The organism is Sinomicrobium endophyticum (genome assembly GCF_052983315.1).
Window position 1 is genome coordinate 258,078 of sequence record NZ_JBRKIS010000039.1, and the last position, 20,269, is coordinate 278,346.

12 protein-coding genes are annotated in these 20,269 nt (G+C 47.3%); 4 read left to right on the top strand and 8 right to left on the bottom strand.

Annotated elements, in window-relative coordinates; all coding sequences use genetic code 11:
- Positions 1-48: 48 nt before the first annotated feature.
- The 4 genes from ACVBDU_RS14780 to ACVBDU_RS14795 form a co-directional block, all read right to left on the bottom strand.
- On the bottom strand, positions 49-1,398 hold the full coding sequence (locus tag ACVBDU_RS14780; protein WP_447180507.1) for an undecaprenyl-phosphate glucose phosphotransferase: 1,350 nt from the start codon (positions 1,396-1,398) through the stop codon (positions 49-51).
- Between the two features lie 282 nt (positions 1,399-1,680).
- Complete coding sequence (locus ACVBDU_RS14785) at positions 1,681-2,667, bottom strand: UDP-glucuronic acid decarboxylase family protein (RefSeq protein WP_447180508.1); 987 nt, start codon at positions 2,665-2,667, stop codon at positions 1,681-1,683.
- Between the two features lie 265 nt (positions 2,668-2,932).
- Positions 2,933-4,039 carry an SGNH/GDSL hydrolase family protein gene (locus ACVBDU_RS14790; RefSeq protein ID WP_447180509.1) on the bottom strand — a complete coding sequence of 369 codons (1,107 nt, stop codon included), beginning with the start codon at positions 4,037-4,039 and terminating at the stop codon, positions 2,933-2,935.
- Positions 4,040-4,046: 7 nt separating this feature from the next.
- Positions 4,047-5,384 (bottom strand): AGE family epimerase/isomerase, encoded by a 1,338-nt coding sequence (locus ACVBDU_RS14795; RefSeq protein ID WP_447180510.1) that lies wholly within the window; start codon positions 5,382-5,384, stop codon positions 4,047-4,049.
- Between the two features lie 140 nt (positions 5,385-5,524).
- On the opposite strand from ACVBDU_RS14795, the gene ACVBDU_RS14800 reads away from it, so the two are divergent.
- The 4 genes from ACVBDU_RS14800 (at position 5,525) to ACVBDU_RS14815 (ending at position 14,137) form a co-directional block, all read left to right on the top strand.
- On the top strand, positions 5,525-8,005 hold the full coding sequence (locus ACVBDU_RS14800; protein ID WP_447180511.1) for a glycoside hydrolase family 9 protein: 2,481 nt from the start codon (positions 5,525-5,527) through the stop codon (positions 8,003-8,005).
- Between the two features lie 5 nt (positions 8,006-8,010).
- Entirely contained in the window at positions 8,011-8,994 is a 984-nt protein-coding gene (locus ACVBDU_RS14805) for a glycosyl hydrolase (protein WP_447180512.1), read from the top strand.
- Between the two features lie 456 nt (positions 8,995-9,450).
- Positions 9,451-12,591, top strand: coding sequence for a SusC/RagA family TonB-linked outer membrane protein (locus tag ACVBDU_RS14810; protein WP_447180513.1), 3,141 nt, complete (start codon positions 9,451-9,453; stop codon positions 12,589-12,591).
- Positions 12,592-12,595: 4 nt separating this feature from the next.
- Positions 12,596-14,137: a RagB/SusD family nutrient uptake outer membrane protein gene (locus ACVBDU_RS14815; RefSeq protein WP_447180514.1), complete on the top strand. Its 1,542-nt coding sequence runs from the start codon at positions 12,596-12,598 to the stop codon at positions 14,135-14,137.
- Positions 14,138-14,745: 608 nt separating this feature from the next.
- Here ACVBDU_RS14815 and ACVBDU_RS14820 read toward each other — a convergent pair.
- From ACVBDU_RS14820 to ACVBDU_RS14835, 4 genes are read right to left on the bottom strand one after another with little or no spacing between them, the layout of a single operon-like run.
- Positions 14,746-15,930 (bottom strand): AGE family epimerase/isomerase, encoded by a 1,185-nt coding sequence (locus tag ACVBDU_RS14820; protein WP_447180515.1) that lies wholly within the window; start codon positions 15,928-15,930, stop codon positions 14,746-14,748.
- Positions 15,909-17,105, bottom strand: a complete 1,197-nt coding sequence (locus tag ACVBDU_RS14825; RefSeq protein WP_447180516.1) for a glycoside hydrolase family 130 protein — start codon at positions 17,103-17,105, stop codon at positions 15,909-15,911. Before ACVBDU_RS14825 ends, ACVBDU_RS14820 begins: the two co-directional genes overlap by 22 nt.
- 28 nt (positions 17,106-17,133) lie before the next feature.
- Positions 17,134-18,960 (bottom strand): sodium:solute symporter family protein, encoded by a 1,827-nt coding sequence (locus ACVBDU_RS14830; RefSeq protein ID WP_447180517.1) that lies wholly within the window; start codon positions 18,958-18,960, stop codon positions 17,134-17,136.
- A 25-nt stretch (positions 18,961-18,985) separates the two neighbouring features.
- Positions 18,986-20,113, bottom strand: coding sequence for a glycoside hydrolase family 26 protein (locus ACVBDU_RS14835; protein ID WP_447180518.1), 1,128 nt, complete (start codon positions 20,111-20,113; stop codon positions 18,986-18,988).
- Positions 20,114-20,269: the final 156 nt, after the last annotated feature.

Here is a 20,269-nt window from a genome sequence, read left to right on the forward strand (position 1 = left end):
TCACCTCATCTCCCATCTATCACCTCCACAAAGATAATACAGCCGGGACTAATAAGCTTTTTCTTCACCCTGGATGGCATTCAGCACGGTCTGCCCAATGATCTTTATATCTAGTGCAAGCGACCAGTTTTCAATATAAAATATATCGAATTTCACCCGGTTTACAATATCGGTTTCTGTTTCTATTTCTCCCCGGTATCCGCGGGTTTGTGCCAATCCTGTTATACCGGGTTTTACAAAATGCCGCACCATATACTTGTCTATCTGTTGCCCGTACAGGTTGGTGTGTTTTACCATATGCGGCCTGGGCCCCACAACCGACATTTGCCCGAGGAAAACATTGTAGAACTGGGGCAACTCGTCAATGCTGGTCTTCCGGATAAATTGCCCTATACGGGTAATCCGCATATCCCCTTTTGTCGCCTGTTTATTATCCGCATCTTCTGTCATGGCCATGGAACGGAATTTATAACAATAAAATTCCCTCGAATTGATCCCGTGGCGCCTTTGCCGGAAAAACACGGGGCCGTTCGATTCCAGTTTTATGATCAATGCCAGCAGGGGCGTAAGCCATGACAACAACAAAAGGATTACCACCAGGGAAAACACCACATCAAAAAGCCTTTTTACGAAAGCATTCAGAGCATCGTCAAGAGGAATATCCCGCAATGACAGAATAGGAATATAATCGTAATATTCGAATTTCAGCTTCTTTGCAAAGATGTTCTTATTATCCGGGATAAACTTCAGCAACTTCATATTGTTATCGGCAAAGTCTATCAGTTCGGAAAGTTCCTGGTCCTTTACTTCGGCAATGGAACAATAGATCTCATCTATATCGTTATCCACAACATACTCAAAACACTCCCCCAGGAAGTGCTCGTTCCGTACGAAAAACTGTTTCTTAAATTCGTATCCGAACTCAAGCCTGGAATTAAAAACATCTATAAGCTGCTCGGCCTTCTTATTATGGCCTATTACCACTACCCTGCGAATATTTCCTTTAAAAAACGCCCTGTAACGCAACAGTAATACATACGTAAATATCTTGAGCGTAGAAATAAATACAAAGGTCAAAGCAAAATACTCCGCCAGGGTAAGCCGGCTCATATTCGGTTGCTTGAAAAAGCCAATAAAGGCATACAGTACCAGAAAGAAGAAAACGAATTGCTGGAATATAAGAGACAGTACCCTTGTAAACTTGGCATATCGCTGTACCTCATAGAACTCCGTTTTCAGAGAAATAACAATCCATCCCAGCGACAAATAAGCCAGGAAAAGGTAGGGCTGCATAAAATTGATAGGCAACAGCAGAGCCAGAATATTAATTATACACAAATCCATAAAATAATTTATGGGTTTTATGTACCTGGAATATCGTCCTGCCTTATATTTCATCTGCTTTGTGTTTTAAACAAAAAATTATTTCTGTTCAGTACATGACAAAAATTTAATTTCGATAATTCCTCTCCCGAAAGCCTTCGGGATTGTTACCCCAACCCGAAAGGGAGCCTGATTTTCCGAGAAACCCGGTTAAAACAATTTTTGTCGCGTACTAAAATCCTTCTGTCAGTTTATTACGTCCCCAAGTTTAAGGGTATTCTGCAGTACAACCATCCCCGCAAACCACATCGTTCATGTCATAGATGCAAGGACCGGCCATACGTTGCGATACCGTACTTATCGTTTGATATGCGAGGAAAAATCCTTGTGTTCTTTTTTGTCGAGTTCTTCGGGGGAAAGATTTTTAAAATACGCATAGGTTTTCCGCATACCTTCGGACCTGCTAACCTTTGGTTCCCAGCCCAGTACCTCTCTTGCCCTGGTGATATCGGGCTGTCGTTGCATGGGATCGTCCTGGGGCAAAGGCCGGTAAACGATCTTTTGATCGGTCCCGGTAAGTTTAATAACTTCTTCTGCAAATTCTTTAATACTTATCTCGTCCGGGTTCCCGATATTCACGGGGTTTGTATAATCACTCAGCAACAGGCGGTATATCCCTTCCACCTGATCGTCTATATAGCAGAACGAACGTGTCTGCGATCCGTCGCCAAAAACAGTGAGGTCTTCTCCCCGGAGTGCCTGTCCTATAAATGCCGGGATCACCCTGCCGTCATTGAGCCGCATCCGCGGACCGTACGTATTGAATATCCGTGCAATACGGGTTTCCATACCGTGAAAACGATGATAGGCCATAGTCATGGATTCCTGGAACCGTTTGGCTTCGTCATACACTCCCCTCGGACTTATGGTATTGACATTCCCGTAGTACTCTTCGGACTGCGGGTGCACCAGGGGATCTCCGTATACTTCGGAGGTAGAAGCTATCAATATCCTTGCCTTTTTGTCTTTGGCCAGTCCCAGAAGGTTGTGTATCCCCAGAGAACTCACTTTCAGGGTCTGAATGGGTATCTTGAGATAATCTATAGGACTTGCCGGGGATGCGAAGTGCAGAATATAATCGAGCTCACCCGAAATATGGACAAACTTGGTAACGTCGTGATGGTGAAATTCGAAATTCCCCAGGGGAAGGAGGTGTTCGATGTTGCGCATATCGCCTGTAATCAGGTTATCCATGCCTATGACATGAAACCCTTTGTTCACAAAACAATCACACAAATGCGATCCGATGAACCCGGCTGCCCCGGTAATGAGTATTCTATCCATGGTCTTTTTTGTTCTCCGGAAGGCCTGTCCCTGCATTTTAATTCAGCCAGGTCCGGCGCCAGTTTTCCGAGGGCCTAAAGATAGTATATTTTTAAGGATCTTATAAATGGCTTGCTGCAAGTACGGGCCGGGATCTGGTAAACCCCTGCTCCACAACCCGGAACCCGGTCTAAGCGCAGCCATTCCATTCCCACGCCGGGATGAACAGCTTTGTCACGGTGGGTTTACAGGCATCTGCATCCGGGCCGGACTTATCTATACTCCTTTATTCTACGGACTTTTGTATATCCGACCCTAGGATATTGCGGTAAAACGGTAATAATTGCAATGCCATATTACGGTCGTTTTCTATGGAGGGGTGTCCGTCGCATCCTTCTATCGCCAGGGGGGTAAAGTAAAATATATGTATATCCTCTCCCTTTTCTTTAAAATGTTGCCGTATCCTGTCCAGGCCGTCTTGTAATATCACCGATTTTTCACCGGTAACCATAGGGCTATCCAGTAATGCGATCTCCGCACCGGGTTTTACAGAGCGGATGTGCTCTACAAAACGGATATAGGTTTCCGTAAACCGATCGGGGTCGAATGCCGCTCTTTCTTTTTTGCCATCCCCTTCGGAAAGATCATTGGTGCCTAAACAAATACTTACGAGGTCGGGCTGAAACTTCATTTCGGAAAAAGGTTTGGAGGTATCGGTATCCAGGTACAGGTTATCATAAACCCGGGGTATGGTAGGGCCATCACTATTCCAATTGCGATATATACCATAACCGGAAACGGACGACAGCAAAAAATCGCAATCCAACGCGTTGGCAGCCAGCGCGGCATAGGAATAAAAGGCGTTGTGCTGATCGTACCACTCCCCTTCACCACAGGGAATGGCCATGGTATCATTACCATATCCGGAGGTAATGGAATTTCCGATAAACTCTATCTTCAACCCCGGCCTTTCCGGAGCTTGCCGTATAGACCCGGCACCAATACTTTCAACAATAAGGTTTCCCGTACTGGCTTCGGTCGCTTTATATATCTCTACCAGGGTATCCTTCCCGGACAGTGCTAATTTTATACGATTCAACGTATCTCCGTCTACCCTGTACCTTTTTCTGTATTTCTTATTGACTGCCAGGCTGATGTAACTATGCTGATCTTCCCGGTCGTTCCTGCAATAGATTTCCAAAGCCTCCCCTTCGGGCCGGAAAGCTATTCTGGAAGCTGCACTTATAAGTACAAGACCGGAATCTATGGCTTCAACCCTTCCGGACACCTGGAAATGCCCGCTGTCCGTTGGCAGGTAATATACCAGGCCCGGCCTCTCCGTACACGCCAGTATACCGAATACCGCCAGGAGTATCGCAACAACTTTTTTCATGGACTATTTATTGATTATTTTTCTCTAACAAATGTACGCAATTACTAAGCGCCCGAAAATTGTGATACGTAGCTTTCCAGATATGCCCTTTGGGATCCATTTTTGTTTCAGGACGGGTATCCATTCCCCATTCGTACCAACCTCCGTGTTCCGGATCGGAAATATCGGAACGGACATATTTCCAGAGTTTCAGAAAATAATCCCTGTAGAAGCGTTTGTCATCGGGAAAAGCATAACTCATAATCAACAGGGTATTAAGTCCCTCTGCCTGTGACCACCAGTTTTTGTCCTTGTTTACAATAGTAATCGTATCCCTGCCCTCAAAGTAATATCCCCCGTCATAAAATCCACCTGTTCCGGTATCCCAGCCGGTATCGAGGGAATGATCTACCATTTTTTTACCTACCTGCAATGTCTTCTCCCTGTCATTTCTACCCAAAGCATCCGATGCTTCCAGCATCAGGTAAGCTGTTTCCACATCGTGACCGAAAGATACATGGTCCAGGTAATAATGCTTATTTATAACCTCTTCCGCCTTATCTCTGAAAGATACCGGAGACCAGTCTTTTTCGAAGAACAAGGTCATATAACCATCTTCTGTCACTATGGTATCCCTTATGAGCAAAAATAATTCCTCCAGCCGTTGCCGTAACAACGCATCCGGCCATACGGAGTACAATTCGGTAAAGGCTTCGAGCAGGTGTATGGAGCTGTTCTGGTCTTTATAACCTATATCGGAAGCAGATGGTATGTCACCGGTCCGTTCTACGGGCTTTCCGTCCACTTCCATATGCTGAAAATAGCCTTTATACACCGGGTCATGGCTGTGCGCTTCCAGCCATAGAAACGTTTTTTTCGCGAGTTCCAGGGCTTCCTCATCTTGCGAAGCTTCGTAATATGCCGCCAGGGCATAGATGGCAAATGAGTTCCCGTAAGCGGTTTTGGCTTCTCCCGGTCGTGATATGGGTTCACCTGCTTTGGTTACCAGGTTATGAAAACCTCCGTGTTCTTTATCCCACATTTTATCCCTCAGGAAAACAAAACCGTGCCTGGCATACTCCAGGTATTTCTTATCGCCATAAAAGAGAAAGGCTTTGGCAGTGGTCCAGATATGGCGGGACTGGGTAACCACCATTTTGTCATGGCGCCTCCCTACGTTAAAATCATATGTTATTTCACTGTAAAACCCCCCATCTTCATTATCTACTGCGAGGGGATACCATTTGTCCACCAGGTTTTCCCTTGCTTCCCTGCGGAAAGCATCCGCAAGATCGCTATTCGTTTGTTGTGCCCGTAGCATATAACAGCACATCCCCAGGAGCACAAAAATGATTTTCTTCGTCATTGTCACAAAATTAATGCGATAAATATAAAAACGATCTCCCGAACATGTTTCATCCTGAAAAAATACTACCTAATTTTGTTAAAATAGTATTAATTGAAGCTGTACGGTTTATTATAGTTTTACCTAAAATTTTATTTCCGATGAAATCTCATATCCTTATATGGGTTGCCCTGGCAATGTGTATTATGCCCGTCCGTGCCCAGGAAGCAGACTCACTTTTTCGCATAAACCAACTGGAATACCTGGAAAGAAGGGGCGCTAATGTAATGCTGGCCCACGATTTTTACCCGGAAAGCCACCAGGGTGGTGTGGGTATTATTCAAAATGACATCCGTATAGCGACCAACGGCGACCTTCGACTGGAACCGACACCCGGGCAATGGCAGCCTGTTCCGAAAGTAGGGGAAAGACAGGTAAACCGGAAAGATTCCACCATTAGTGTCCGCATGCATTATCCGGACCCCGGTAAGGACAGAAAAGGCTTTAACCCTATCGTGTACCCCGACCTGAACATGTCCTACACCCTTAAAATCAAACCACAGGGAAAATCTTTCCTGATCACCGTGGACCTCGATGCCCCCCTTCCGGAGGAATGGGAAGGAAAAGTGGGGATCAACCTGGAACTCTTTCCCGGTATTCTATTTGGCAAATCCTATTACATGGATAACGACTTCGGTATTTTTAATCGCCAGGCCAACGGTCCCGGGTATTATGATGAGGGCGGCAAATACCGGATGCGTCCTATGGCCGAAGGCAAAACCCTGGTCGTCTGCCCCGAAGTTCCTAAACAAAGGCTGACTATTACCAATCTCAAAGATAACCGGCTTCAATTGCTCGACGGCAGGGCGGAGCACAGCAACGGGTGGTTTGTGGTTCGCTCACCGGTACCCGCAGGGGACACCAAAAATGCCATTGAATGGCTGGTTACGCCCAATGCCATAGAAAATTACACCTACGATCCCGTAGTACAGGTTTCCCAGGTGGGATATCATCCCCGGCAAAGCAAAACAGCCATCATAGAAAAAGACAAACGGGACAGCGTTCCCGGGAAAGCGACCTTGCTCCGGATAGAACCCGACGGCAGCCTTAAAAAAATGATCGAACAAACTCCCGAAAGCTGGGGAGATTTCCTGAGATTCCATTACGATCGTTTCGACTTTACCCATATTACCGAACCCGGCATGTATATGGTACGGTACGGCAATTACACCACCGAACCTTTCCGCATAAGCCATGATGTTTACGACAGAAATGTATGGCAACCCACCCTGGAATATTTTTTACCGGTACAGATGTGCCACATGCGTATTAACGACAGGTATAAAGTATGGCACGGAAGATGTCACCTGGACGATGCCAGGATGGCCCCGGTAAATCACAATCACTTTGACGGGTACATTCAGGGCCCTGAAACACTGACCACCTTTAAACCCGGCAAGCATGTTCCCGGCATAAACGTCGGAGGCTGGCACGATGCAGGGGATTATGACCTCCGTGTGGAATCACAGGCCGCTACCGTTCAGGGACTATCGCGTATATATGAACTTTTTGGCATTGACTACGACAATACTTCCATAGACCAGGAAACCCGGACCGTAGAAATGCTTCGGCCCGATGGCAAAGCAGATATCCTGCAGCAGGTAGAACACGGTTTGCTGTCCATTGTAGGCGGGTATAAATCTCTCGGGCGTTTCTATCGCGGTATTATTGTTCCGGAAAAAAGACAGTACGTACTGCTCGGTGATCCGTTGAACCACAGTGACAATGTGCCGTATACCGGGGAAAACCCCGCTGTTCCCATCGGGCAGCCCGGGGCACCGGACGATCGCTGGGTGTTTACCGAAGACAACCCCTCCCGGGAACTCCACACTGCAGCCGCCCTGGCCACCGCCGCCAGGACAATGTCCGGCTACAATGATAAACTTGCCGGAGAATGTGTGGAAATAGCCGAAAATATATGGACCATAACCACTCCCGAAGATCCCTTACAAAAAATTGAACTGGCTGTAGAGTTACTCCTGACTACAGACAAAGAAAAATACGCCCGTTTTCTGACAAATAACCAGAAGGTAATCACGGAAAACATCGCCGGCACCGGGTGGCTCACAGGTATGGTACTCCACCGGATAAAAGACAGGAAATTCGTAAAGGCTGTTACAAAGGCGGTAGAACAATATTACCACGAAGTAGAGCAAATGAGCCGAAAAACTCCCTATGGTATGCCCTACGAACCCGATATATGGGGTGCCGGATGGGGCATACAGAATTTCGGTATGAAACAATATTTCTTTCATACCGGTTTTCCGGATATATTTCCGGAAACCTATATGCTCGACGCCCTGAATTTTGTTCTGGGAGCTCATCCCGGAGCTAATACCTCTTCCTTTGCTTCGGGTGTAGGGTCGCGTTCCTTAACCCAGGCATACGGAATAAACCGGGGAGAAGCATCCCATATTCCCGGGGGTATAGGATCGGGTACCGCCCTTATACGTCCCGATTTCCCCGAACTCCTGGAATGGCCTTACCTCTGGCAGCAAACCGAGTACGTACTGGGAGGAGGTACTACAGACTATCTCTTCCTGGTACTTGCCGCCGATCATATACTGAATAACAAAAAATAATTTTTATGACCAGATACCGTTTCGTTATTGTATGGATCTCCCTGGCTTTCGCACCCGTCTGCGCGCAACAGCCTGTAAATAAAAACGCCACGGAAGAAGCCCGGCAGTTATTATCCTATATATATACCCTCGGAGACCAGATTCTCACCGGGCAACACAGTTACAATGAAAACCCGTCCGGATTTTATAATGACGCACAGAAAATCACCGGGAAATACCCTGCCGTATGGGGCACCGACCTCTACTGGAACCAGGAGGAAAACCCGGGAGACCGTATTGTAGACGAAGCTTTTAAAATGCACGAAAAAGGAGCAATTATTACCATCATGTGGCACGTAGGCCGTCCGACGGACGATGCCCCCTACAACTGGCAGGAGAGTGTGCAGAAACCCATATCCGAAAACGACTGGAAACAACTGTTAACACCCGGATCCGGCATACATAAACGATGGCTTGCCCAGGCAGATACTATTGCGAAAACCCTGAAAAAACTACAACAACACCATATACCGGTGTTATGGCGCCCTTACCACGAAATGAACGGTGTCTGGTTCTGGTGGGGCAACAAACCGGGCAAGGACGGTTATATCAAACTTTGGAAAATGCTTTACAAACGTCTTACGGACCACCATAAACTCAATAACCTGATCTGGGTATGGAATGCCAACGGGCCGAGGGATATCCCTTACGACGAGGCCTATGATTACAAAAAATTCTACCCTGGTGCCGACTATGTGGACATTCTGGCTACCGATGTATACCATTACGATTACGAACAGAAGGATTATGAAAACCTGCTCGGGCTCGCCGCCGGAAAGCCCATAGCCCTGGGAGAAGTGGGAGAACTGCCCAAACCGGAAATCCTGGAAAAACAACCCGGATGGTCCTGGTTTATGATATGGTCGGATTGGTTACACACCGCCAATACAGTAGAACGCGTAAAAAGTATGTACGACTCCCCAAAAAGCATAAGCCGTAACGAAAAATAATTCACCAGCCCGGCAAGTATGTAAACGGGCCAACACGAATTCATTTCCATGCAGGGCCACTTCCATATCCCGATAATTGGGACCGGGATTATCGGGATATGGCCAGGCGTTGGGAATAACAGTTATTTGACAGGGTTTAAATAAATGCTACAGAAAAGACAATATCCTATATGAAGTAAAAAAAGACAACAATACCCCTGATAACATTCTACAAAGGCCAAAATCGAGCATCTCCGAACTTTAAACCCTCTATATTATCATTAATAAAAAAAATCATATAATATTTTGACAAAATAGTATTAAAACCCCTTCCGGGTATTATTTACTTTTGGATCATCCAGATTTGTTGTAGACAAAACCCATAACACAAACCTGCATTTTAATTCATCCCAAGTGCTTCATGCATTCAGGACAGGGATTGTATTTCTTAAATCGTTTAACCAACACACAATAAATATGACAAAAATAAATTTTGCTTTTTGTTTCGTATTTCTGCTGGCCATACATCTGGCACACGCACAGAGCAGGAATATTACGGGTACGGTAACCGACACAAACGGCACACCATTACCAGGGGTTAATGTAATACAGGAAGGCACCACCAAGGGCGTGGTCACCGATTTTGACGGTAACTACAGTATTGACGACATTTCACCTGAAGATCGCCTGGTATTCAGCTACATCGGTATGGAAACGCAAATGGTAGCCGTCGGGTCTCAAACCACGGTCAACGTGACCCTGCAGGATGCTGTAAGCAACCTGGACGAAGTAGTGGTTATTGCCTACGGAAGCTCCACCAAGAGGGATCTCACCGGGGCTGTCGGAACGGTTTCGAGCAAGGATATCGAAAAATTCCCGGCTACTTCCGTAGACCAGGCCCTGCAGGGCAAAACCGCGGGGGTACAGATCACGCAGAACTCCGGTAGTCCGGGGTCTTCTATTTCCGTTAATATCCGGGGAATAGGATCTTTCGGAAATAACCAGCCCCTGTATGTAGTGGACGGTTTTCCCACACAGGATATTTCCTTTATCAATGTCAACGACATAGAATCCATCTCGGTTTTAAAAGATGCTTCGGCTGCCGCCATTTACGGGGTTCGTGCCAATGCGGGTGTAGTTATCATACAAACCAGGCACGGGGACAGGGACAAACTGAGCGTCTCCATAGATTCCTGGGTAGGAACGCAGGCCAAACCCAAGGAGATTGAAATGCTCGATGCGCAAACCTTTGCCGGTTTTGCACTCCGAACGGGAGAATCCCAGAACAAACAGGTACTGGACGAATGGAGAAACCCACAGGACCTCACTAATGTAAACTGGCAGGACTATGCTTTCCGTACCGGCTTCCGCCAGGGGCATAATGTGAGTATACGAGGAGGTGGTGAGAAAGCCCGCGCCGCCCTGAGCATCGGGATGATAGACGAAAAAGGGGTCATTATCACCTCATCCAACAAAAGATACAACGTAGGTCTCAATGCAGATTTTGACATCACCGATAACCTCACGGTCCGTGGAGATCTCAAATACGCCTATTCCGAAACATTTCAGAACCTGACACAAGGGTATTACGGTTTTACAAAACTCTACACCAATGCTCCCTACCTCTCTGACCGCACAGGGACCAGCCTACCCTATGACAAGAACGGAAATTACGGGGCATTTACCGACTCTGCCCTGTTGTCAACCAGCAATAACGTGCTGGCCTCCGCAAAACAGAACGACAACGACAACGGCCTTAACAACCTGCTGGGGAATTTCGCCATAGATTACGCTTTCCTCGACGGCTTTAAGGCCACGGGGAAATTCGGTTTCCGGACACAAAACTACGCGGGTTGGTCATTCCTTCCGAAGTATAACCGGGGAAGCAATAACAACGACAACAATCCTGCCGCGGTATACGATATTACCCAGAATACTTTTAACGAATATATTGCGGAAGGACTACTCGAATACAAGAAGAATTTTAACGAGGACCACCATGTAGAAGTCCTGCTGGGCGTATCCGCACAAAAAAACAAATTCAAAAATGTTTACGTAAGCGCCCGCGGGTTCCTCAACAATTCCATTCGCGACCTGGCGGCCGCAGACGAAGTCACCAACCGGTCCGGAACCTGGGGTACCTCTACCTTTGCCAGTACCTTTGGCCGTATCAACTATTCGTATAAAGGGCGGTACAGCATTACCGGGACCGTACGTAGAGACGGTGTGGGAGATAAGTTTGCCCAGGACAATCTTTACGGTACTTTTCCGTCAATAGCTGCGGGCTGGAACATCGACCGGGAAGAATTCATGCAAAATTCCGGTTTTGACCTGCTGAAACTCCGCGGAAGCTGGGGAAAAACCGGGAACAGCCAGGGTATTGCCCCTTTCCAGTTCCTCTCTTTTTATACCGGGGGTACCTCCACAGATGATTCGGGTTATGTGTTCGGAGGACAACCTGTGGCCGGACTGGCGCCGCAAACCCTTGCCAATCCCGGCCTGGTTTGGGAATCGCAGGTACAAACCAACATAGGCCTGGATATAGAACTTCTGGACCGACGTCTTTACTTTACCGCAGATTACTTTGACAAATCGGCCAACGACTTCTTACTGAACGAAACCATACCTTCCCAGAACGGGTTTACCAGCAGGGCGGTAAATGCGGGAAATGTAGTAAACCGCGGACTCGAATTATTAGTGGGCTACCGCAAGAACAGCGGAGATTTCCAATGGGATGTATCCGTTAACTTCACCACCATACACAACGAGATCACCGAGTTGACCGACGACCAGGATTTCATAAGGTTCGAAACCAATTTCGTACCCGACTTTGTGGATAACTGGAGTGGGTTCACCCGTTCGTATGTAGGGGGTAACGTGGGTACTTTCTACGGTTATCGCGCCGATGGTATTTTCCAGACCCAGGAAGAGATCAATGCGCTTAACCAGCAGGCCCCGGAGGGCGTTTACCAGGAATCTACAGGAAGTACCCCCGTAGCTCCGGGCGATCGCAGATTCAGGGACCTCAACGGGGACGGAAAGATCACTGCGGCCGACAGGGAAGTTATCGGTTCACCTTTCCCCGATTTTTACGGCGGGCTTAACTTCAACGGCTCGTATAAAAATTTTGAACTCGGTCTCTCCTTTTACGGCAGTTACGGGAACGATATCCTGAACTTTGCAAGGGTGGAGATGGAAACCGCCGGAGGGTACGGACTGGACAATTCCTATTCCAACATCAGCAGGAAATATTACGACAACCGCTGGACCCCGGAAAACCCATCGGAAAAATATGCAAGAGCCGTTGTAGAGGATGTCAACAAAAACAACCGCGTCTCCGATCATTTCGTGGAAGACGGATCTTTCCTCCGGCTACGGAACATCCAGCTCGCTTATAACCTGCCTATGGAAAAAATAAAGTTCCTCGGCCTCGCTACGGCCAAAATATATGTCAGCGCACAAAACCTGTTTACCATCACCGGATATAGCGGTCTGGACCCAGAAATAGGGGAAGTTACCGATATAGACGGCAATGGCGGCATACAGTCCAGGGGAGTCGATTTCGGGGCTTACCCTTCGGCAAAAACATTTACAATGGGTGTAAATCTAAAATTCTAAGCAGATGAAACGACGAAATCTCAATATACTGAAAATAACGGCAGCCACCGTATTATTGGCGGCAAGTGGCTGTTCCAAGGACTATCTTACGGATGACAAGTACGATGGCATCAACAGTGAAATCGTATTTGACGACCCGGAAACTGCCGCTGCGGTTGTAACGGGTGTTTATGACACTTTCCAGGGCGGCCCTGTGGAATATCTTACCAAAGCCATTTTCTATCCCGCCAACTTTCTGACCCAGGACTTTCTGAACATCGGGTCGGATACGTTTTTCCAGACCTTTCAGATCCCGGTAACCTTCCCGGCATTTAACGCCATGTGGACCCAGAATTATATGGGGATCGGACGGGCAAACAATGCCATTTACAATATTGAACTGATGATCGAAAACGGGAAAATAGAAGAAGGGTACGGCCGCAGGCTTATAGCCGAAGCCACTGCGCTGAGAGGCGTACTCTACACGCTTCTCGCTTCCGACTTCGGCGGTGTTCCCGTGGTACTACAGACCGCCGAACTTATAGAAGACCCCAAAGCTCCCAGAAACACCCAGGAAGAGGTTTTCCGGCAAATCGTAAAAGACATGGAAACCGCCATACCGGACCTGGAATGGCAATACGGGGCCAGCGACACCGGTAGAATCACCAGGGGAGCGGCGTATGCCTATATGGGTAATGCCCATATGTGGCTCGGCGAATACGACAAGGCCATAGAAGCATACAAAATGCTCGAAGGACACTATTCACTGGAAGACGATTTTCTCCAGGTTCACGCCAACAGCAATCAAAACGGTAAAGAATCTGTTTTTGAGATCCAGCTCTATGACGAATCCGGCGACCTGGGATGGGGAAGAAATGACAACGTAACCTTTATACAGTCTTTTACCATGCCCAACGAGGTAGGAAACGGCGGCGGATATGCTGTTCCTACAGAAGCCCTTTACAAGTCGTTCGAGGAAGGGGATGAAAGAAAATATGCTACGGTAATAGGCCCCGGCGACGAACATCCCGATCCTGAAATCCATATCTCCGAATACCCTAATATACAGGAAAACTTCGGAGGTATCAACACCCTGGGAACCGAAGACAACCCCTGGAAAGGTACCGACGGCCTTGCCGGAAGAGAGGGGTACTACGCGGTAAAATTATGGCGAAACCCTAAAGTAGACGGATGGTCCGGACCCAATATCTTCGGCGGTCAGAACCTCATTTTCCTCCGCTACGGACAGGTCCTGCTCAGCCTTGCCGAATGCTACCACCGGGTCGGAGATGACGGCACCGCGATGGAATACCTGATGATGGTACGAAACCGTGCCAACCTCACTTCGGAACCCACCGGGCAAATGATAGACAATATCCTCGATGAATACCGCCACGAACTGGCAGGCGAATTCTCCCTGTGGTTTGTCCTTCGCAGATCCGGTGAACACATGAGGTACGTCCGGGAAAAATTCGGGATCACCATTCCAAACGGGAAAGACCTGATGCCGATACCATTGGAACAAATAGATGTAAACCCCAACCTGGAGCAAAACCCGGGGTATTAACCTGAAATGCTTGAAGTATAAATACCGGGCACAGACAAACCCGGGAGGCGGCAGTACCGTACAGGTATGAAAGCTTTCCGGTTTTTTACGTCAGCCGGTGAAACCGGAGCTGCAGGACGGTATCCGGTTTATACGGCACCAAAAGAGGCGGCTTAAAAGACTTTAACTGCAAAGGATGCACAAAGTTGGTTAAGAAATGGGCATCTGGTCAGGGCAAACGCATCATAATTGCGTAATTCCATTTAAGGTTAAAAGCTTAAGGTTTGTTGCCGGTTACCAGTTTGCCAGTTTTCCGGTTGTTGATGAGTTCGGAGTTGGTTAGTCAGGGAGTTGAAACGGAAACCTTTCCTGTAAAACTCCGGAACTCCCAAACGTAGCTCCCGTCATCAGTCGCAGTAAAACACTATAAATCACCAATTCTCCCGGTCTCTGAGCCCTTCGGCAAAGCCAGGGACCAAACCTGGAACCCGGAACCTGCAACTTTATCTCCCGGTCTTCCATTACTCGTCATCTGCCTCCCTGTATATGGTGCGTTTGCCCTGGACATTCGGTTACTACCTGTTTAACTCTTTGATTTCTTTGTGGTTTTGACAAAAGTCCGCAGTTTTTCAGCGCTGTAATCGTTTTATCAATTCCATACAGGCCCGTGAATTGTGGTAAGGGCACTTCCAGAATCCGGCCTTGTCTTCCTTCATCTTCGAATGATCCGCATATTCGCCCCAATACCATTCGCCGTGTTCATGGTCACGGATATACTCTCGGATGTATCCCCAGTTTTTTCGTACCATATCCAGGAACCTCTCTTCTCCCGATACCTGCCAGGCATTGACCATGCCAACCAGCAGCTCTGCCTGCGGCCACCAATGCTTTTCCTTTACGAGGGTTCCCGTTGCAGGATCATACTCATACCACAATCCGCCGTCGGTGTCTATTCCTTCTGCGGTAGCTTCGGCAATCCGTACCGAATATTCCCTGAACTTCCGGGTATATGTCTCGTGCCCGATAGTTTCGGCACACCAGAGCAAGAGCCATGCAGCTTCTATATCATGCCCGTAAGAGATCACATCCGGCTTTTCGTTCCAGTTCTCATCGAAAAACAATTTCAGGTGCCAGGTCTCTTTATCTATCATATATGCGTCAAAAACATACAGCAGCTCCTCTATGCGCTTTTTCAGGGTAGCATCGGGCCAAACAGTAAAGAGGCCCGCATAGGCTTCGATAACATGAAGATGGGTGTTCATCGTTTTCTTCTCGTTGGCATCCTTTGTACTCAAACGCAGGTCTTCGCTATGGCCCCAATCCCGCGTAAAAGCCTCGTAATATCCTTTTCTGGCAGGGTCGTAACTGTGCTTTTCTATGTCGCGAAAGAGGTCTATGGCCATTTCCAATCCTTCCCGGCAGCCTGTTAGTTCGTAATACGCTGCCAGGCCGTAGATGGTAAATGCCAGGGCGTATACCTGCTTTTTGGTGTTTTTGGGCCGTCCGGCTGCCGTAATACTCCAGAACACACCCCCGTATTCCGCATCCAGGAAATGCCTTTTAATCTGGTCGAACGCCATTCCGGCAAAGGGCAAACATCTTTCATCACCGTAGTGCAGCCCTGCCGCAGAGAAAGTCCACAGAATACGGGCATGCAGGACTACTCCTTTATCCGCATCGGGACAAACTTTTTCGCTGTGGTCCACCCGGCCGACAAACCCGCCGTTTTCCGTATCGACAAGGGCTCTCCAGTACTGCAAAACAGCGTCCAATTCCTTCTCACAGGCTTTTTTTAGCTCTTCTTTACCTCCCATTGTTCTTTTAAAGCTTTGTTTTTACGTACCAGCGCTATAATATTCCGTACCGACCCTCCGGAAACAAACGTATCTGCCGGGGTATTTTTGACATAATCGAGCAAACGGTCCACGGACGATACGGCCACATGCGATCGCGTATCGGAAGAAGCGTAATAGATATATACCGTACCATCATCGTCACATATCCAGCCATTGGAAAACAAAACATTGGATACGTCGCCCAGTGTTTCCGTATAGTTGGGCGCCATAAAATATCCTGCGGGCTGGTAAATGACCCTGCCAATATCGTCCAGGTCTGTCATGAACATATAGAGTGTATAGCGCAGCCCGGCTGCCGTATTACGCACGCCGTGTGCCAGGTGCAACCATCCTTCCGCAGTTTTTATGGGGGCCGGCCCCAAACCGTTTTTCAGTTCGTAAACCGTATGGTACACTTTATTGTTTATGATCTGTTCGTCCATTACCACCGGGTTTGTCATGGTATCGATATAACCCAGCCCGATTCCACCGCCGCTGCCTACATTGATAAAACCATCCTGCGGACGGGTATATACGGCATATTTTCCGTTTACAAACTCGGAATGCAAAACCACATTGCGCTGCTGCCCGCTATCCGAGACCAGGTCGGGCAGCCTTTCCCAGTTTACCAGGTCTTTGGAACGGATAATCCCCGCATTGGCCACAGCCGAACTGGTGTCTCCGTCTGGGGCATCCGGATCTTTTCGTTCCGTACAGAAAATACCGTATATCCAACCGTCTTCATGCAACGTCAGCCGTACATCATACACATTGGTATCCGATTCTTCCGTTTGCGGGATTAGCACGGGTTCATCCCAGAACCGGAAGTTATCCGTACCGTTCGGACTTTCCGCAATAGCTATAAAAGATTTCCTGTCATACCCTTCTACCCGTACGGCCAGTATGTATTTTCCTTTCCACTTTATCGCTCCCGGGTTAAAGGTGGCGTTTATACCTATACGCTGTTGCCCGAAAGGATTGGTTTCCGGGTCCAGGTCGTAACGCCACGGTATGGGGGCATGGTCTGCCGTAAGGACCGGGTTTTTATATCGTACGTAAATACCGTTTAAATTATCTTCGGGAATATTCGGTTGTTCTATAAGAGATTGATGTGATGCCCTAATCGCATCGATATTAGGAATACTTTTCGCCATAACTTAAGTTAAATAAATTCGTTTTTAATTAATCGGTTACTTTCTTTATGTTGTTCCACCAGGTATACTTTAATATGGATACGCATATGGCCAGTATGCCCAGGCACAAAAAAAAGTTCAGGTTTTCATGCAAAATGAGATATAGCGGCAGAACAACCAGCAATGTCTGCCCGATGGTCCCCACCACCACATTAAACATATCTCTTCCGAAGTTTTTATTGCGCCGAAAAGCCGGGTCGTTTTCCTTTATCCTGGCATAGACCGGGCCCCAGAATCCCCACGGGCGGGTCTTTTTGTAAAAATTGATCAACGTTTCTTCATCCGTTGCAGGGGCTATATATGTTCCTATAACGCATCCAATAATGGAAATGACCAGAATAACCGGGAAGTAATAGAGATCGAGCGTATCGGTAAACAGGGGGAAAACAAGGGCGGGAATAATTCCGAAGAGCATTCCGAAAAAATACCCCTGCCCGTTAAAACGCCACCAGTGCCATTTCAGCAGGTTAGACATTACATAGCTACCGTAAAGGGCCGAGACGATCCACTGCAAAACCGAATTGACATCCTTGACAAAAAATCCCAGTACGATACTGATCATAACCACGATAATCCCCGTTGTGTAGTTGATCTTCTTAATGGTATTGGCGGACGCGTACGGATTGTAATATTTCAGATAGATATCGTTAACCAGATAAGCCTGGGCAGCATTGAGCGTTCCTGCAAATGTAGACATGAATGCCGCCAGCAAGCCCGCCAGCAAAAGTCCGAGCAAGCCTACCGGTACAAATTGCTGAATAGCGGCAGGGAGTATTTTTTCGAAGTCAACCACCCCCGCGGTTTCGAGGTGGAGTTTGTCATAAAACAGGATAGCCAGAACGGTAAACCCACCGATCATAAGATAGCGCGTAGGCATTAAAGCCACATTGGCAAAAGCACTCAGTTTACTGGCTTCCAGGGGAGATTTGGCCGAAAGTATCTTTTGCATGTCGTAATTGGGAGCCGGGCCGGCGATACTGGACAAAATACCTTTAAAAAGCATCAGCATAAAAAAGATGCCGAACAGGGAATACCCATCCGAGGCAATCTTATCGTTGAGTTCGGGTATGATATGTTCCCAGTCCAGGTGAAGTTCCCATCCGAAAAACGGGTTCATCCAGCCATCGGGTACGTCGAGGGCATGGTCTTTCAGCGCCATCCATGCTATAACCGCGATGCTTACCGAAGAGATGGTCATAATAATATATTGCAGCACATCGGTCCACACAACCCCGGACATCCCTCCCATTATAGTATAAAACACAGCAAAAAAGGTAAAAACAATGCCGTAAAAGTGAGGAATATACGCTTGTGGAAGGTCAAAAGGCAGGTAAGGCCCCACCCATTCCCACGGAATAAAAATAGCCACGAATTTCCCCAGCCCGATAAAGCCGTAAGCCAAAAAGCCCAGGCAGCTCAAAATAGCAAAGACCACGATAATGATATGCGATTTTTTACCGCCTTTTCCCTTCCCGAACCGGAAGAGTATCCATTCGGCCCCCGTCGTTACATTCGACCGGCGCAGCCACAATGACAAATACACCATTAAAAATACCTGGTTAAACACCGGCCATAGCCACGGAATCCAGATACTCTTAAAACCGTACACCACGGTTAGCGTAACCAGCCACATCGTACCCGAAATATCGAACATCCCGGAAGCATTGGAAAGCCCGAGCATATACCAAGGCAGGGATTTACCTCCCAGGAGATAATCATCTTTACTCTGTTGTGCTCTTTTCCGGAGCAGGAGCCCTATGACAATGGTACCTATAAGATAGAGTACGATGATGAGAATATCTAAGCCTTGTAGCATAAAATTGGTGTCTGCTTAATTAATATTACTGGAAATCCGACAAAAAGAGGACATCCCTTTTACGGTAAAAATCTTTAAAATCGCCGGAAGTAATTTCACCCGGATACGAAGAAAAAAAATGTTCCCCGTTATAGTTTCTCCACACCAGGGCCCAGGAAAGGCCGGACTTTCGGATAGCAGGATACAGCACCCTGGTCCACCACTCCCTGTGTTGCCCGAAGCGGATATTTCCGGTCTCGGTAAGGGCGTAGGGCTTGTGTAAGCTATCCCCTGTCTTCCTCAGGATATCGATATTGCTTTTCAATTGTTGCGAAAAAACAGTATCGCCTTCGTGATTATATATGTCTACGCCCAAAATATCCACATAACAATCTCCCGGGTAGTATTTTAAAAACTCCGCCCGGTCCGTAACCGTATTGGGCGAATAGGCAAAGAGAATATTTTTTAAATCGAATTCGTGCCTGTACGTATAGACCAACTCCCGGTAAAGCTGTTTGTATTCGTCTGCGGAGCAGCTTGCCCCTCCCCACCAGAACCAGTTGCCGTTCATTTCGTGATAAGGCCTGAAGATTACAGGAACGGGACGACCTTGCTTATCGCGAACCGATTGCAGAAAACGGGCGGATCGCTTTAACCACTCTTTATACTGCCCGTGCAAATCCCCTCCCTTAAGAATATGGTGAACTACGCGTGTAGTGTCCCAGCTATCCTTCCCGGTACCGGGATGGTCCGCATGCCAGCTTACGGTAATAATCCCTCCTTTTTCATGAGCCCGCCGCATCATCAATCGCATCGTATGAAAAGGCACACTATCCAGGTTTTTCGAAGCATTTAACTCGATATGCCCTATATCGAACCCGTATACCAGGGGTTGATCGCCGGTAATTTTGTGCACATCCGATATAAAACCGGGAGTAATGCTATCGCTTTTCCAGCCAACCCCGTAAGCAGGCGCATCCTGCTGCCCGAATGCGACACCTTTTTTGCGCATTTGCTCCAGTCTGTTTAACAACAAAACAGCATTGTCGGACGAAAAACGTGCAAGAGTCGTCCTTTCGGTAATACTATTTTTACAGGATGCTAAAAATATCAGCATCAGAAAAGCTCCCACCGGATAACCAAATGAATATAGTCTTATCAACCCTTTGCCCATATTTTTTATATTTACCAAAATAATTGCGGATATTTTATTTCCAACACTTTTTCCCACCTTGAATATGTGACATATTTTCGAAAAAACACAGAATTCCAAAAATAAAGTGAGAAAGTAAATTACGGTAATATAATTTTGTCATTTGTTTATATGATA

What these genes read in the sequence shown, in the direction of transcription:
- ACVBDU_RS14820 (WP_447180515.1), bottom strand. Translation starts at nt 15,930, where the DNA reads ATGGGAGGTAAAGAAGAGCTAAAAAAAGCCTGTGAGAAGGAATTGGAC.
- ACVBDU_RS14810 (WP_447180513.1), top strand. Translation starts at nt 9,451, where the DNA reads ATGACAAAAATAAATTTTGCTTTTTGTTTCGTATTTCTGCTGGCCATA.
- ACVBDU_RS14795 (WP_447180510.1), bottom strand. Translation starts at nt 5,384, where the DNA reads ATGACGAAGAAAATCATTTTTGTGCTCCTGGGGATGTGCTGTTATATG.
- ACVBDU_RS14800 (WP_447180511.1), top strand. Translation starts at nt 5,525, where the DNA reads ATGAAATCTCATATCCTTATATGGGTTGCCCTGGCAATGTGTATTATG.
- ACVBDU_RS14835 (WP_447180518.1), bottom strand. Translation starts at nt 20,113, where the DNA reads ATGGGCAAAGGGTTGATAAGACTATATTCATTTGGTTATCCGGTGGGA.
- ACVBDU_RS14805 (WP_447180512.1), top strand. Translation starts at nt 8,011, where the DNA reads ATGACCAGATACCGTTTCGTTATTGTATGGATCTCCCTGGCTTTCGCA.
- ACVBDU_RS14815 (WP_447180514.1), top strand. Translation starts at nt 12,596, where the DNA reads ATGAAACGACGAAATCTCAATATACTGAAAATAACGGCAGCCACCGTA.
- ACVBDU_RS14830 (WP_447180517.1), bottom strand. Translation starts at nt 18,960, where the DNA reads ATGCTACAAGGCTTAGATATTCTCATCATCGTACTCTATCTTATAGGT.
- ACVBDU_RS14780 (WP_447180507.1), bottom strand. Translation starts at nt 1,398, where the DNA reads ATGAAATATAAGGCAGGACGATATTCCAGGTACATAAAACCCATAAAT.
- ACVBDU_RS14785 (WP_447180508.1), bottom strand. Translation starts at nt 2,667, where the DNA reads ATGGATAGAATACTCATTACCGGGGCAGCCGGGTTCATCGGATCGCAT.
- ACVBDU_RS14790 (WP_447180509.1), bottom strand. Translation starts at nt 4,039, where the DNA reads ATGAAAAAAGTTGTTGCGATACTCCTGGCGGTATTCGGTATACTGGCG.
- ACVBDU_RS14825 (WP_447180516.1), bottom strand. Translation starts at nt 17,105, where the DNA reads ATGGCGAAAAGTATTCCTAATATCGATGCGATTAGGGCATCACATCAA.